This window comes from Actinosynnema sp. NPDC023587 (genome assembly GCF_040640215.1).
Taxonomy (GTDB): domain Bacteria; phylum Actinomycetota; class Actinomycetes; order Mycobacteriales; family Pseudonocardiaceae; genus Actinosynnema.
Genome location: NZ_JBFABG010000008.1, coordinates 251,487 through 265,504, shown reverse-complemented (window position 1 = coordinate 265,504; position 14,018 = coordinate 251,487). Strand labels below are relative to the sequence as shown.

Annotated in this window: 16 protein-coding genes; 8 read left to right on the top strand and 8 right to left on the bottom strand. The window is 69.6% G+C overall.

What is annotated here, in order from left to right; all coding sequences use genetic code 11:
• Nucleotides 1-210: 210 nt before the first annotated feature.
• Nucleotides 211-816: an NAD(P)H:quinone oxidoreductase gene (gene wrbA / locus AB0G01_RS22595; RefSeq protein ID WP_360948540.1), complete on the bottom strand. Its 606-nt coding sequence runs from the start codon at nt 814-816 to the stop codon at nt 211-213.
• Nucleotides 817-1,227: 411 nt separating this feature from the next.
• Here wrbA and AB0G01_RS22590 point away from each other — a divergent pair, with 411 nt between their 5' ends.
• Entirely contained in the window at nt 1,228-1,506 is a 279-nt protein-coding gene (locus tag AB0G01_RS22590; protein WP_360948538.1) for a hypothetical protein, read from the top strand.
• A gap of 106 nt (nt 1,507-1,612) precedes the next feature.
• Complete coding sequence (locus tag AB0G01_RS22585; RefSeq protein WP_360948536.1) at nt 1,613-1,975, top strand: hypothetical protein; 363 nt, start codon at nt 1,613-1,615, stop codon at nt 1,973-1,975.
• A 352-nt stretch (nt 1,976-2,327) separates the two neighbouring features.
• On the opposite strand, the gene AB0G01_RS22580 is transcribed toward AB0G01_RS22585, so the two are convergent.
• The 4 genes from AB0G01_RS22580 to AB0G01_RS22565 all read right to left on the bottom strand — a co-directional run bounded on the left by AB0G01_RS22580 (nt 2,328) and on the right by AB0G01_RS22565 (nt 4,331).
• Nucleotides 2,328-2,996 (bottom strand): SMI1/KNR4 family protein, encoded by a 669-nt coding sequence (locus tag AB0G01_RS22580; protein WP_360948534.1) that lies wholly within the window; start codon nt 2,994-2,996, stop codon nt 2,328-2,330.
• A 131-nt stretch (nt 2,997-3,127) separates the two neighbouring features.
• Nucleotides 3,128-3,397: a hypothetical protein gene (locus tag AB0G01_RS22575; protein ID WP_360948532.1), complete on the bottom strand. Its 270-nt coding sequence runs from the start codon at nt 3,395-3,397 to the stop codon at nt 3,128-3,130.
• Between the two features lie 320 nt (nt 3,398-3,717).
• A complete protein-coding gene (locus AB0G01_RS22570; RefSeq protein WP_360948530.1) occupies nt 3,718-3,969 on the bottom strand; it encodes a hypothetical protein in 252 nt (83 codons plus the stop codon).
• Between the two features lie 119 nt (nt 3,970-4,088).
• Entirely contained in the window at nt 4,089-4,331 is a 243-nt protein-coding gene (locus tag AB0G01_RS22565) for a hypothetical protein (RefSeq protein WP_360948528.1), read from the bottom strand.
• Between the two features lie 415 nt (nt 4,332-4,746).
• On the opposite strand from AB0G01_RS22565, the gene AB0G01_RS22560 reads away from it, so the two are divergent.
• The 6 genes from AB0G01_RS22560 (at nt 4,747) to ppk2 (ending at nt 11,587) form a co-directional block, all read left to right on the top strand.
• A complete protein-coding gene (locus AB0G01_RS22560; protein WP_360948526.1) occupies nt 4,747-5,136 on the top strand; it encodes an HPF/RaiA family ribosome-associated protein in 390 nt (129 codons plus the stop codon).
• Nucleotides 5,137-5,628: 492 nt separating this feature from the next.
• Nucleotides 5,629-6,036 (top strand): RidA family protein, encoded by a 408-nt coding sequence (locus AB0G01_RS22555; RefSeq protein WP_360948524.1) that lies wholly within the window; start codon nt 5,629-5,631, stop codon nt 6,034-6,036.
• Between the two features lie 796 nt (nt 6,037-6,832).
• Entirely contained in the window at nt 6,833-8,029 is a 1,197-nt protein-coding gene (locus AB0G01_RS22550) for a zinc-dependent alcohol dehydrogenase (protein ID WP_360948522.1), read from the top strand.
• Nucleotides 8,026-8,919: an SDR family NAD(P)-dependent oxidoreductase gene (locus AB0G01_RS22545; RefSeq protein WP_360948520.1), complete on the top strand. Its 894-nt coding sequence runs from the start codon at nt 8,026-8,028 to the stop codon at nt 8,917-8,919. The genes AB0G01_RS22550 and AB0G01_RS22545 overlap by 4 nt, the downstream gene beginning before the upstream one ends.
• Before the next feature lie 178 nt (nt 8,920-9,097).
• Nucleotides 9,098-10,372, top strand: a complete 1,275-nt coding sequence (locus AB0G01_RS22540) for a hypothetical protein (RefSeq protein ID WP_360948518.1) — start codon at nt 9,098-9,100, stop codon at nt 10,370-10,372.
• Between the two features lie 231 nt (nt 10,373-10,603).
• Complete coding sequence (ppk2, locus tag AB0G01_RS22535) at nt 10,604-11,587, top strand: polyphosphate kinase 2 (protein ID WP_360948710.1); 984 nt, start codon at nt 10,604-10,606, stop codon at nt 11,585-11,587.
• Between the two features lie 90 nt (nt 11,588-11,677).
• Here ppk2 and AB0G01_RS22530 read toward each other — a convergent pair whose 3' ends face one another.
• From AB0G01_RS22530 to AB0G01_RS22520, 3 genes are read right to left on the bottom strand one after another with little or no spacing between them, the layout of a single operon-like run.
• The gene (locus AB0G01_RS22530; protein ID WP_360948516.1) at nt 11,678-12,547 is read right to left on the bottom strand and encodes a methyltransferase domain-containing protein; all 870 of its coding nucleotides are present in this window, start codon (nt 12,545-12,547) and stop codon (nt 11,678-11,680) included.
• On the bottom strand, nt 12,544-13,554 hold the full coding sequence (locus AB0G01_RS22525) for an SDR family oxidoreductase (RefSeq protein WP_360948514.1): 1,011 nt from the start codon (nt 13,552-13,554) through the stop codon (nt 12,544-12,546). The genes AB0G01_RS22530 and AB0G01_RS22525 overlap by 4 nt, the downstream gene beginning before the upstream one ends.
• Nucleotides 13,551-14,015 (bottom strand): SRPBCC family protein, encoded by a 465-nt coding sequence (locus AB0G01_RS22520; RefSeq protein WP_360948512.1) that lies wholly within the window; start codon nt 14,013-14,015, stop codon nt 13,551-13,553. Before AB0G01_RS22520 ends, AB0G01_RS22525 begins: the two co-directional genes overlap by 4 nt.
• Nucleotides 14,016-14,018: the final 3 nt, after the last annotated feature.

Below are 14,018 nucleotides of genomic sequence, written 5' to 3'. Positions count from 1 at the left end.
CGGTGCACACCGGCCATGGTAGGCAACGCACGAATCGCTGTGTGACCACTCCGGCACCCCGGATCGCCGGGGGAGAACCGCGTCCGGGTGCGTTCAAGGTTGCTGATCTGCTGCCGAGGGCGTGGTGTTCGCGAGGGCACTGACTTGGCGTCAGTGCCGCAGCGGGTCCTGGTCGAACCGGGAAGGACGACTTCGCGCCGGGTGATCGAGTCAGGCGCTGAGCTTGCCTGCGATCCGGACGACCCGCTGTGCCAGGTGGTCCAGTGCGGCGAGTTCGACCTCGCCCAGCGGGGCGTCGTTGTTGCCGCCGGTCACGTGGGAGACGCCGTAGGGATTGCCGTCGGCGAACTTGAGCGGGTCGGTGTACCCCGGCGCGGCGATGATGCCACCGAAGTGGTGGATGGTGTGGTAGAGCGCGAGCAACGTGGACTCCTGGCCGCCGTGCGCCGTCATCGAGGCGGTGAAGCCGGCGTACACCTTGTCCGACAGCAGGCCCTGCGACCACTGCGGGCCGAGCGTGTCGAGGAACTGCTTGAGCTGGCTGGAGACATTGCCGTAGCGGGTCGGTGTGCCGAAGAGGACGGCATCGGCCCAGACGATGTCGTCGGCGGTGGCCTTGGGCTCGTCCTTGGTGTCGTCGAAGTGCCGGCTCCACGCGGCGTTGGAGGCGATGGCTTCTTGCGGGGCGAGTTCGGCGACCTGGCGCAACCGCACCTCCGCCCCGGCCTGCCGTCCGGCCTCGGCCAGGCGCTTGGCCATCGCGTGGACGGTGCCGGTGGACGAGTAGTAGACGACCGCCAATTTCACAGTGGACATGCGGGTGCTCCTCGGCACTCGGGCCGTCCGCGTGCGGACTCGGCGAGTGCCGTGCGCACGGCCGTCGTTCGTTCTCGTCCGCACTCTAGGGAGCGGACCGGACCGCCGCTCGCCGGTGCGGCGGCGAGGGCCCGGTTCCACCCGAAAGGGTCTGTCGGAGGCCGTGGCTTCACATTTCGGCGGGCAGTCGATCACCTGGTTCGTCCTGGTCGCAGTCCCCGCACCGCCTACCACCGAGACGGCCAGGACGGCGATGCAGGTGCCGGTCACGTTGGTCGACCCGCGATGGACGACGCGCAATTGCGGGGTGGGACCGAGAGCGCGCCATCCCCTTCGATACGCGGGTTCTTGAGGGTGGTGGGTCAGTCGCCGGCCACGGCCTGGCACCTACCCGGCCGCCAACTCCACACCGTGGACTGGCGCAACCCCGCCCAGTTCACCGGCCAACGGGTCGTGATTGTCGGCGGGAGCAATTTCGGCGCGCAGATCACCGCCGATCTCGCCGGCCACATCGACCTGGTCTGGATCATCCGACGCCCACCGTGCTACCTGCCCGACGAGATCGACGGCAAAGCCCCTGTTCGACATCGTCACCACAACCCCTCGGCCACTCTGATCGGCGTCGGCCCCATGACCAAAGTCGCCGTGGCCCGGATCTGCGAAGTCCTGGGCGTGACGGCCCGGCGCTGATCGGTGGGCCGGGTCCTCGTGCCGCGCGTTTTGTGACCGGTCTTGAACGGGACCACGTCGTCTGGGGGTTGCATCCTGCACCTGGTACAGGCTTACCGTCGTCGGCATGGGCATTGACATCGAGATAGGGCCGCGCGGGGTGGGGTGGGTGCCTCAGGCGTGCACCCTGCCCACGGTGGAGCAGCCGTTGCGGGTCGCGGAGTTCGACGACTTGTTCGCCACGGTGGTGACGAAGGCGCAGCGGCGGGACCGCACCACACTGGTGTTGGAGTTGGAGCGCATCCCGGAGCATGCCGCGCGGGCGGCGGACCTGATGGTCCGGGAGAGCGGCTGCTGTTCGTTCTTCGCCTTTTCCCTCAAGGTCTCAGGCGACGGCCTGGAGTTGGCCATCACGGTGCCGCAGGCCCATGCAGACGTGCTCGACGCACTCGCCGCCCAGGTATCCACGGCGACCGGGCCGGCGGTGTGAGCGGCTTGCGCATAGCGGGCAGTTGGCGGACGCGGCGGGGGTGAACCTCCAGCCGTCGCGCTACTACGAGCGGCGCGGCCTGCTGGCCGAGCGGCTCAGGTTCACCCTGGAGGAGGTCGCCGACCTGCTGGAGGCCGGACGCCACCGGCACGGCGCGACCGCGCCCGTCGGGTTGCGGGGAAGGGTGGCGGTGAAGCTGGCCGGCGTCGAGGCTCGCACGGCCGACCTGGGCGTCATCCGCGACACCCCGCGCGGCCCGGCCATCGCGATGTGGGACCAGTGCGAACCCCGCGCCACCCAAGAACAGTCCAGCGCATGCGGGCCGCCGTCCATTGCGGGATGTCGTGTGGGGTCATCGGCCGGCGAGTGGAGGGTCTACGGGCGTGGGTTCCCAGGCCAGACGTCCGTCGCTGACCGTTGCGAGACTCGTGGCCGCCTGGAAATGTTGCCTGGCCGCTGCTTCGACGTGGCCGCGACGTGCTTCGGAGCCGGTCCGGAGAGCGTCGGCTACATCGGCGAGCATTTCGGCGACACCGGTCCACCACACCACGCCGTTCGCGCCGTCGTCGCCGCTCCAGTGCTGGATGCAACCGTGAAGGGCACCGGCGCGGAGGTCTACGAACAGGTAGTCGCCACCGCCGTCGGCAGCGATGGGCACGAACGAGGCGAGGAACGCCCCGGCGAGGCTGCCGGCCTCGCCGGCATCGGCGTTGCGGATGGCGGTGGGCGAACCGGAGCCGACCGCGAACTCCCTCATCGCGAGGACTTGGCGCAGAGAACACGGCTCGTAGAACGGTGGCAACAGTGGTCCGGCCCAATCACTGAGCCTGGTGCCGCCGCACAGTTGCCACCACGCGACCAGGTCATCCGGAAGGTTCTGCCCGACATCGTCGCGCACTGCCCGTATCTCGTCTGATGGAGCGGAAGGGGCGAGTGCGGCGAACGTGGCAGGTGCGCGAGTCTCTAGCCACGACCTGATTCCAAGCCACGAGTCCACTATTGATGCGACCACGGCGTTCATTCTGCACCAACATCGAACGGTGAGGGTGCGGAGTGTTCCGTCTCAACGGGTCGACGGTCAAAAGCGGTTTGACGCCTGGATTTCCGGTCATGGTGAGCGGCGGCGCAAGCAGAGTTGATCCGACTCCGGGTTCACAGTGATGGGGCTATGAGTTGGCGGTGCCAAGCGAGCAGGGTGCCCGGCATGCCCGACGTGACCGGGAAAATCTCCGACCACCGGCGACGATCCACTACTCCGGACAGGGCGGCGAACCGGAACCGGTCCGCGAGCTCGTAGCGGACCGGACGCGCGAGGTGCCGGCGAAGAACAGCGTTCTCGTATCGCAGTGCGAGTAGTTCGGCGTTCTTGGCCGCCTCGCTACCCAACACCGCTGACGGGATGGGCAGCAGCTTCCGGATCATGGTGCACTCGGCTTGAAGTCGAGCGCAACACCCGGTAGGGCATGACGGAAGCAAGTCTACTGTGGACGGATGTACTCCAGGGTCCTGTGCGCCGCCTCTGACTCGGCCGTCCGCCGCAGGGCATGACCACGATCCGGGGGCAGGCGGGTCACGGCAGTTCGCCGATGTCGCGGTTCATGGTGAGCAGGGTGCGGTCCGTGTCGGTCGGGAACTGCGCCTTCGCCACCCCTACCACCCGGTCCTGGTCCCAGGCGAGCCAGTAGACGGCCGGGCCGAGGCCGGAAAGGGGGTGGCGAGTCGGCCGATGACGTTGTCGTAGGTCAACCGGGGTTCGTCGGGCCGGTCGAAGTCTGGCAGTCCGCAACGATCCCATAATACGACCGCAGGTCCCGCCCGTCCCGCGCTCCCCGGCTCGAACCGCTCGACGACCACACCGCCCACCCGGGCCTCCCACCCTCGCTGCCGCGCACGACTCCCGACGAGGGGCCGACGACCAGGACACCGATCATGAACATGCCGAAGTCGAACAGGCTCAGCACCGTCGTTGTCGACAGGTGCAGCGCCGTGCCCACCACCAATCCTGCCCACTTCAGCCGGAGGGCGATAACCCCCACACGTGGATCGCGAGGTTGGACTCCTGCTCGTCGCGGATCAGCGCCATAGACCTCTGCCAGCTTGCGCCTGCTGGTGATCAGGACCAGCTCCCCGGCGAGGCCGGTAACAGGGGCCGCACATACGCGGCGTCCACGGCGTTGTCGACAACCAGCGGGGCACGAGCACCCGATATGTGGGAGCGCCACAGCGCGCTGCGGCGCTCCAGCGTCGCGGGCTCCAGCTCCGGGGTCAGCGGGTTCGTACCGGGGGTGAAGCCGTGGAGGTCGATGAAGTACTGGCTGCCCGGGTACTGCTCGGCGAGCCGCTGAGCGAGGTGCACCGCGAGGGCCGTCTTCCCACACTACTGGTTGTCACGTTGATCGGGGCCGCACGCCGGGCTGTTGCTGCGCCGGCATCATTTCCGTGCCATGCCTTGGGCAAGTTCGCAAAGTTCGGGGTTGGGCCGAGGCAAGACGTTCGTGGGCATCGTGATCCACGAGCGCGCCGCGAACAGCAAGGTGGGCAGCACTTGCGGGCTGATTCACACTGAGTGTTGGATCTGGTGTGCCTCACCTCGCCGATCACGCCACCCACCCCGCTGCGTGGGAGCCGTTGGATGCGTCGGACGGCGCTGAACCGCGTCCAATAGCTCCTGATAGAACTATTTTACTGCGATACATGAACGCCGCGAGGTTTGAGCAGGCCGATCTCGTGGTACCGCTAAGACCATTGCTGTTCCGTTTTGGAGGGTGCTCATGCAGATTCAGGTCAACACCGACCACAACGTCCACGGTGGCGAGCGACTGGCTGCCTATGTGACCACCGACCTGGAGAGCGGTCTGTCCCGGTTCAGCGGATGGTTGACGCGGGTAGAGGTGCACCTCAGCGAGGACGGGGGCAGTAAGCCGGAGGACAAGAAGTGCGTCATCGAGGCGCGGCCAGGGGGTAAGCAGCCGGTCGCGGTCACCCACCACGCGACCACGGTGGACGACGCGTACGCCGGGGCGGCGCACAAGTTGGGGAGGCTGCTGGATTCCCAGTACAGCCGCGCCCACGACCACAAGGGCAGCGACAGCATCCGCCACATGCCCCCTCCGGAAGACCTGGATCAGGTGGGCGTGATCGAGGACGCGCCTCGGGGCTGATCAAGGCCACAGAGGACCCTGAGCGAGCTGACCGACGACAGCTCAATCGTCGGCGCTGCACTGAGTCGCCTGCCGGCGGCACGAATGCCGGCCTTCGGCACGCCGCTGCCCGCGAGGAGTCCTACCAGCGGCGTGCCGAGACAATGGCAGCACTGCTCCGTGTTCGCCCTCTCAACAGTGACGGCCTTATGGGACGGCTGGCTCAGTTGGGTCTCGCGCTCCGGCCGAGACTCACTCGCACCGCTCCCCTTGACGCCGCCGTGGACGGACCAGGCCCGGCACCGGCTCTCAGACCGGCAATGGACGCATCAACAGGTCGTGCGCATAGTGGCCGTTGTCCGATTCCGCACCGCGCCCCGTGTCGGACCTGACGACATCAGGAAGCGGGCGGGAAAGACCTCGACGGAGGCGGTGCGCGCACGACGGTCGTGCGATCGGGCCGGGAGGCGACGACGTAGGGTTCCGTCGAGCCCGTCTAGCTGAGGAGAACTCATGATTCGGCGTTGGAACCCCGAGACCGTGGCCGCACCCGCCGGGCCGTACAGCCATCTGGCGCACGTGTCCGCCGACCACGACATGGTGGTGCTCGCCGGCCAGATCGGCACGCTGCCCGATGGCAGCCTGGCGGGCGAGGACTCGTTGTCCCAGGCCAGGGCCGTGTTCGCCAACATCGAACGCCTGCTGGAGGCGGCCGGGGCGGGGCCTGCGCAACTGGTGAAGCTGTTCAGCATGGTGTCGGGCACCGAGCACCTGCCCGGCTTCCGCACCGCGATGACGGAGACCTTCGCCCGCTGGTTCCCCGGCGGCGACTACCCGCCGCAGACCCTTATCGTCGTCGCCGCCCTGGCTGCCCCGCCGTTGACCGTCGAGGTCGAGGCACTGGTCGCGGTACCCCGCTGACCCCGCTCGGAGCCCGCAGACGGTGACGTCCACCGTCGTCGTGTCAGAGAGTCGTGCAGCACCGACACCAGCGCTGGGCCTGTGGGCCATCGGCACCCGGTCGCGGTCCACTGTGGTCTGGGGTGTCGGTGTCGCCGACCTCGGTGATCGCGTCATGGACATCGGCGCGTGGGTCCGCCTGGGACCAAGGCGATGGGGCGATGTTCGAAAAGCTGAACCGTTCAAGTGGACACTGTGCTTGTGCGGGATCGCCTATCGGCACTGTCGCCCGCCTTGGGTACATGAAGCTTCGCCGCTTTCACGTTCGTGTTCCCCCACAACGGTTCGTATCGTTTTGAACCGGTGTCCACGGGTATAGCCAGGCCATGACGCCCGCCGCCGGCCTCGTCCGAATCCGCCCTGCGTACGTCCTGACCACGCGTATGCCGGAGGCGGCGGTCGTGGTGCTGCACAGTGTCATCGCGTTGGCCCCGTGGGTCCACCCGCATGACGGCGATTTCGCTGCCACCGGTAGGCAGGTGCTTGTCGTGCACGGCACTGCCGAGCGCGTCGCGAGCCCACAGAGGACGGTCGCACAACGGCTGAGCTCGTGCCGCGTGGGTGGGAGCGATCGTCGTGCGCGGCGGCGAGCACGTGATTCTGCGGTGGCACCGGGTGGTCAACGGTCTTGTCGCCGAGCTCATGGCCGCGACCCTGTTTTGCCTGCCCGCCGCCGATCCACGCGGTGCCCTGGCCGGGGCGCTGGCCAGTGCGCACGAGGTGTCCGTAGGACCACCGCCTGATCCGAGGAGTCGCCGTGAAAGCTCTTACCTGGCAAGGAAACGAGAAGGTCAGCGTGGTCGATGTGCCGGACCCGCGCATCGAGGAACCGACCGACGCGATCGTCAGGGTCACCTCGACCGCGATCTGCGGTTCCGACCTCCACCTGTACGGGGTGCTCGGGCCCTACCTGAAACCGGGCGACGTGCTCGGTCACGAGGCCATGGGCGTGGTCGAGGAGGTGGGTGCCGGCGCGGCCGGGCACCTGTCGGTGGGGGACCGGGTCGTGGTGCCGTTCAACATCTCCTGCGGCCACTGCTGGATGTGCGAGCGCGACCTGTTCGCGCAGTGCGAGACGACGCAGGTGCGCGGTGAAGGCAAAGGCGCGAGCCTGTTCGGGTACACCTCGCTCTACGGGTCGGTGCCGGGCGGCCAGGCCGAGTACCTGCGCGTGCCGCAGGCCCACTTCGGACCGATCGTCGTCCCGGACGGCACGCCGGACGACCAATTCCTGTTCCTGTCCGACATCCTGCCGACGGCGTGGCAGGCGGTCCGCTACGCCGACGTGCCGCCGGGCGGCACGGTCGCGGTGCTCGGCCTCGGTCCGGTCGGGCAGTTCGCCGTCCGGATCGCCGCGCACCTCGGTGCGGGGCGCGTCATCGCGGTGGACCGGGTCTCCGAACGGCTCGCGCTGGCCGAACGCCACGGTGCCGAACCGGTCAACCTCGACAACCTCGGGGGTGCCGAGGAGGTGGCGGCGGCGTTGATCGACATGGTGGACGGGCGCGGGCCGGACGCCGTCATCGACGCCGTCGGCATGGAAGCGCACGGCGGTCGGTTCGTCGCTGCGGCGCAGAAGATCACCGGGCTGCTCCCCGACGCGGTCGCCCAGAAGGTGACCGACAAGCTGGCTGTCGACCGGCTCGACGCCCTGCACGCCGCGCTGAAGGGAGTGCGTCGAGGCGGCACGGTGTCGGTGTCCGGCGTGTACGGCGGCGAGCAGGACGCGATGCCGATGATGGAGATGTTCGACCGTGGCATCCAGTTGCGGATGGGGCAGGCCCACGTGCGCCGGTGGACCGACGAGATCCTGCCGCTGGTGCTGGACCCGGCCGATCCGCTCGGCACCCTCGACCTGACCACGCACCGCCTCCCTCTCGCCGAGGCCGCCGAGGGGTACGAGATGTTCCGCGCGAAGAGCGACGGCTGCATCAAGGTGGTGCTCAACCCGTGACCGGGCGGGTCGTGCTCGTGGTGGGTGCCAGCAGCGGCATCGGCCTGGCGACCGCGATCGAGTTCGCACGGCGTGCGGACAACCTCGTGCTGGTCTCGCGCAGTCGCGAGGCACTCGACGTCACGGAGGAAGCCTGCCGGTCGGCGGGAGCCGCCGCCGTGGACGTCATCGCCGACGACGTCTGCGACCCTGGCAGCGCCGGCCGGATCGTCGCGACGACCCTGAGTCGGCACGGTCGCGTCGACGTTGTCGTGCACACTGCCACGGTGATGGGCTACGGCACCGTGGAGGCCATGCCCGCAGACGTGTTCACCACGGTGGTGGACATCGCGGTCCACAGCACCGTCCAACTCGCTCAAGCGGTCCTGCCGGTCCTGCGCCGTCAGCACGCCGGCGTGTTCATCGGGGTGAACTCACTGCTGGGCTCGGTCACCGTTCCGCACATGGGTGCCTACACCGCAGCGAAGTGGGGACAGCGCGCCGTATTGCGCACTCTGCAACAGGAAACCCGCGACGAACCCGGGATACACGTGTGCATCGTGAGCCCCGGCAGCATCAACACGCCGATCTACTACCAGGCCGCCAACTACACCGGTCGCACCACGAGACCGCCGTTCCCGGTACTGAGTCCAGAACGGGTGGCCGCCGCGATCACCCGCCTGGCGGACCGGCCCCGACGGCACGTGTCCGTGCCGGTCGGTCCGACCAACCCGCTGATCATCTCCGCGTTCCGCCTCCTGCCACGCCTCTACGACCTGCTGGTCGGCCCCTTGTTCCGGCTCGCGGCGCTGACCCGAACCACGCTCCCGCCTACTACCGGCAACGTGCACCAGCCGATCCCCGCACGAGAACGAGCACACGGGCACTGGCCCGCCAAGCGGACACCGTGATCGTCCGACGCTGCTGGTGCGGGGTCGACCGCCAAGGCCGGGTGTGAGCACAAACGCCGACGGCAGCCCGCCGGCATAGCCCCCGTCCGGTGCGGACTGCGGGTGATCATCCTCAGCACTCGCTGCTGCGCGGGCAACGAGGTACCTTTCCCCCGGCCAGCGCCTGTTCCAGCGCGCGGTGACGGGCGACACCGCCCTCACCCTCGACGGCCGAACGGCGAACCGGATCGTGGTCGACACCGAACTGCCCACCACGACCAACGGGGTGGCGCTGGGCTTCCACCGCGCCCTGGACGGGCAGGACGACAGCGACAGCCAGTTGACGACCCGGGACGTACCCGCCTTCGCGGCACCCACGGAGCCGGTCACCAGGGGAGACTTCGAGTTCTACAGCAAGTGGGACCTGATCGCCCCGCCGAACGACCAGGGTAGCCCGCCGGCCTACGAGTACGACCTGTTCCTGCCGGAGCGGCAGCGCGTGCCGGCGGTGCTGTCCTACCGCGCCGACCGGGCCACCACCGCCACGCTGGACACCTGGTACCGGGCCGACACCCCGGACACGCCGGGCGTGGACGTGCGGTGGGCGGCGCGCCCGGACTACCGGCACCGCAAGGAGTTCCAGCGCACCGTGCCCAGGCCGGGGAAGCGGACCTACTTCGTCTCCGCCGGCGACGTCCGGTGGACGCACGAGGTGTCGATGACCCGGATGCCGGGCGACTTCGCCTACTTCACCGGCACTCCCACGTCCTACCGGCCCGGGGAGGTGCTGCGAGAGGAGTGGTTCGGCCGCCCGACCGGGCCGGGCCCGAGGGCCCTGGTGCCGCCCGCCGCGCGCACCGGCGACACCCTCGACCTCCGCATCGCCTCGCACGTGGACACCGGGGGTCACTGGAACAACCAGGTGGCCGCTCACGACGTGCACCGGACCACGGTGCACGCCAACGGTGAACAGGTGGTCGACCACGCCGGCGTCCCCATCATGTCGGTGCCCGTGCGCCCGGACCCCACCACCTACCGCCTCGACTACACCAACGAGCGGTCGGCACCCTGGTGGCAGTACTCGACGCGGACCGACACCACGTGGACCTTCGGCTCCACCCGACCGGCGGACGGGCGCACCGACCGCATCCCGCTGCTGGAGTTGACGTACCGGCCGCAGCTCGACGAGTACAACCGGGCACCGGGCGGCGGGTCCTACGGCTTCGCCCTGCACGTGGGCCACGCGACCGGCGCGACGGGTGCGCCGATCGCGTCGGTGACGGGCCGGGCGTCGTCGGACGACGGCCGGACGTGGAGCCCGATGCGGCTGCTCGACCTGGGTGGCGGCGACTACGTGGCCCAGCTCCGGCACCCCGCGTCCGGAGCGGTGTCGCTCCACGTCACCGCCGCCGACACCGCGGGCAACGCCATTGATCAGACCATCATCCGCGCCTACGGGGTGGTCGGGTCGTAGTCGCGGTCCGTCGCCGCCTCGACGGCACGCCGACGTCCGTACCGCCGGCCAGGCCCGCCGTCTTCAGGACGGCACCGTCGAGGAGTCGGGCCGGGCAGGTGGGTCGGCCCCGCCACTGCCGTTCCGCGTGATCGAGTCCAGTCCCGGACACCTCGCCCGGGAGTTGCTCGCGCTGTACGAGGTGGAATGTCGGTTTACTCCCATATCGGACGGGGGTACTCGCGGGTCATGATGGCCGAGCCTGACCTGCTCTCCGCGGCCGAGGTGTTCCCCGAGCTGTCCGGTGAGATCAACGTCCGCTTCCCCGAGGGGGAGGAGCCGGTGTTGCTGCGCCCGGACGGGACCGAGGTCGACACGTGGCGGGAGAACTACCCGTTCGCCGAGCGGCTGGGCCGGGCGGAGTACGCGCGGGCGAAGCGGTTGTTGCACATCGAGATGCTCAAGTTGCAGTACTGGGTCCAGGACACCGGCCGGCGGGTGGTCGTCGTGTTCGAGGGCCGGGACGCGGCGGGCAAGGGCGGGACGATCCGGCGCTTCACCGAGAACCTCGACCCGCGCGGTGCCCGGGTGGTCGCCCTGGGCACCCCGACCGAGCGCGAACGGGGGCAGTGGTACTTCCAGCGCTACGTGGAGCACCTGCCCACGGCGGGGGAGATGGTGCTGTTCGACCGCTCCTGGTACAACCGCGCGGGCGTGGAGCGGGTCATGGGCTACTGCGACGACGAGCAGTACGAACGCTTCCTGCGCCAAGCGCCGGAGTTCGAGCGGATGCTGGTCGACGACGGCGTCATCCTGGTGAAGCTGTGGTTCTCGGTGTCGCGGGCCGAGCAGCGCACCCGCTTCATCATCCGCCAGGTCGACCCGGTCCGGCGCTGGAAGCTCAGCGCCAACGACCTGGCCTCGTTGGACCGCTGGGACGAGTACACCCAGGCCAAGGTGGCGATGTTCCGGGCCACCGACACCGTCGAGGCCCCGTGGACGGTGGTCAAGAGCAACGACAAGCGCCGCGCGCGCCTGGAGGCGATGCGCAGCGTGCTGGCCCGCCTCGACTACGCCGACCGTGACCGCGACGTCGTCGGCGAGCCGGACGGGCGCATCGTCGGTGCCGCGAACACCCTCCTCGAAGAGGGCGAGGACGACACATCGCTCAGCCCGACCCCCATCGCCGCCGACATGAACCACGAACCCGGTCTGCACCCCGGCGAACCCGCGTGAGCGGGGCTCCGGTGGACCACGGCGAATGATTCCACCGACCGGCGGACGCGGCCGGCGGGCTGCCGGGAGAGCGTCACGGTGCTCGTGGGGTCATGGTCGGGCCAGTAGGAGTCCCGGGACGATCCGGTCTTCGGCGTATTCCACCGCCGCCGCACTCAGGACCTGCTGGATGGCCGCTACCGGCTGCGTGCCGTAGATGTTCTCCGCCGAACCGCTGAACAGGCGCAGCGCCTCCAACCTCGCCGCGATGACATCCGGTGCCCAGGGGAGCAGCTCGGTGATGCCGACGTCGCGGAAGCCGGCGTCGGTGAGCTGCTCACGGCGTTCGGCCGGGGTGGTCTGGAAGAAGACGTCCGGCGGGTGCCGGCGGAAGAACTCCGGGGCCGGTGCGTTGGCGCGGGAGCGCAGCATCCCGACCTCGTCCGTGGCCACCAGCAGACCTCCCGGGGCGAGCACGCGGTGGGCGTCGGTGAAGACCGCTGTCGGGTCGCGGAAGTGGGGCAGCGAGCCGCACACGACGACGACGTCGACGGTGTTGTCCCGCAACGGCAGTCGGGAGACGTCCGCGCACAGGTAGCGCGTCGGGTGCTCGGCGAGGGCGCGGTCGATGCGGGCCGCGCCGGCGACGTGTTCCGGGACCAGGTCGGCTCCCAGCGCGGTGACGACGCGGCCGTGCCGGCGGAGCAGGTCGGCCAGGTAGCGGATCACGCCGCCGAAACCGGTGCCCAGTTCGAGCACGGTGAGCGCCGGGCGGTCGGTGGCGAGGATCTCCGCGCCCACCAGGTCGCAGCCGTGGGGACCGAAGTGGCCCATCTGGTCGAGACCCATCACGCCGGTCACGGTCAGTTCGCCGGTGAAGTCGCGGATCACCTCGCCGGTGTGCTCCCAGGCACCCAGGGACGCGAACATGTGGTCGTGGTAGCGGCGTTGCCTGCTCGCGTCGTCGGGCACCGCGGTCATCGGACCCTCCACGCCTGCGGCGTCGCGGCGGCGACGGCGGGATGGCGGTCCGCCCAGTAGGTGACGGCTCTGGCGAGCGCGGGCAGCACGTCGGTGATCTCCACCGTGCTGTCGATCGGGTCGGTGGAGCTGGTGTAGGCGTCGAAGACCGACAGGAGCTCCACGACTCGCCGCTGGCTCGCCGACAGGTGCTCGATCGCCAGCGGGAGGAACGCCCGGTACCACTGGTCGACCGGCACTATCGGGGGCATCTGGATGCCGGGCAGGCCGCGCTGGTCACGCCATTCGTTGATCGCGCCGATGATCTGCCGCCACGCCTGGAGGGTGGTCGGCGCGTAGCCGCCCAGGGCGACGACGGCCGTGGCGGCGGGCCCGTCCACCGACGCGGCGTCGACCAGCGCCGTGGCCACCGCGTCGACCGGGACCACGTCGAACAGGGCCGAGGGCTCGGCGACCAAGGCGGGTGCCGTACCGCGGCACACCGCTCGCACGAGGTCGTACACGCCGGTGAACTTGGCGGCGTGCCCGTCGTCGCCGCGACCGATCACCAGCGACGCGCGCACCACGCTGACCCTGTCGAACAGGGAGTGCGCGACGATCTCGGCGATCGACTTGGACCACTCGTAGGCGTTGTTGTAGTCGGCGAGCCCGCGCTCCGGCGACTCCAGGCCCCTGGCGCGGACGGTGGACACCAGGACGAGGTGGGTGTCACGGCCGGTGAGCGCGTGCAGGCCGAGCAGCGGCGCGACGTTGGCGGCGAACGCCTCCGCCGGGGTCATGGTCCAGCGGGTCGCGCCCGCGACGTGGATGACGACGTCGAACGGGCCCGCCGCCACCACGTCGGCCGGTGCCGGTGCGCTGCCGATGTGCCACGCCAGCACGCCGTGGTCCGGCCGGCCCCGGCGCGAGACGGCGGTGGTGCGGATTCCGCGCCGGCGGAGCACTTCCCCGGTCTCCCAACCGATGATGCCGGTCGCGCCGGTCAGCATGGCGCGGACCGCGGTCATTCGTCCCGTCCGGCCACCGCGACGGGGGTGGCCGCGATGTCTCCGATGGACCGCAGCATGAGACGGGAGTTCTGCTCCAACGCGCGGCTGGCCACCGGGTCGAGCATGTCCTTCAGCATGGGTATCCCGATCTCGAACTCCACGCAGAGCACCGCGCGGGTGTGGCCGTCGTCGACCGTTGTCAGGTGCCAGTAGCCGCCGAACTGCTCCAGGTCGCCGCTGACCTGTTCGTAGGAGATGTGCCAGCTCTCGCGGTCGTGCACCTCGCGCTCGACCCACTTGAGCACGCTGCCCTTGAGCTCCACCTCCCATTCGGTGGTGACCTCCTCGTCCGCGCGCGAGAGCACCTCCACCTTGCGCACCGGCTCCATGATCCGGGGGTAGGACTCCACGTCGACGATCACGTCCCACACCTGGTCGACGGGCGAGGCGATGAGCTCTTCCACCAGTACCAAAGGCATGTC

Coding starts and splice junctions, on each gene's coding strand:
- wrbA (WP_360948540.1), bottom strand. CDS start 816: ATGTCCACTGTGAAATTGGCGGTCGTCTACTACTCGTCCACCGGCACC.
- AB0G01_RS22585 (WP_360948536.1), top strand. CDS start 1,613: ATGGGCATTGACATCGAGATAGGGCCGCGCGGGGTGGGGTGGGTGCCT.
- AB0G01_RS22580 (WP_360948534.1), bottom strand. CDS start 2,996: ATGAACGCCGTGGTCGCATCAATAGTGGACTCGTGGCTTGGAATCAGG.
- AB0G01_RS22575 (WP_360948532.1), bottom strand. CDS start 3,397: ATGATCCGGAAGCTGCTGCCCATCCCGTCAGCGGTGTTGGGTAGCGAG.
- AB0G01_RS22560 (WP_360948526.1), top strand. CDS start 4,747: ATGCAGATTCAGGTCAACACCGACCACAACGTCCACGGTGGCGAGCGA.
- AB0G01_RS22555 (WP_360948524.1), top strand. CDS start 5,629: ATGATTCGGCGTTGGAACCCCGAGACCGTGGCCGCACCCGCCGGGCCG.
- ppk2 (WP_360948710.1), top strand. CDS start 10,604: ATGGCCGAGCCTGACCTGCTCTCCGCGGCCGAGGTGTTCCCCGAGCTG.
- AB0G01_RS22530 (WP_360948516.1), bottom strand. CDS start 12,547: ATGACCGCGGTGCCCGACGACGCGAGCAGGCAACGCCGCTACCACGAC.
- AB0G01_RS22525 (WP_360948514.1), bottom strand. CDS start 13,554: ATGACCGCGGTCCGCGCCATGCTGACCGGCGCGACCGGCATCATCGGT.
- AB0G01_RS22520 (WP_360948512.1), bottom strand. CDS start 14,015: ATGCCTTTGGTACTGGTGGAAGAGCTCATCGCCTCGCCCGTCGACCAG.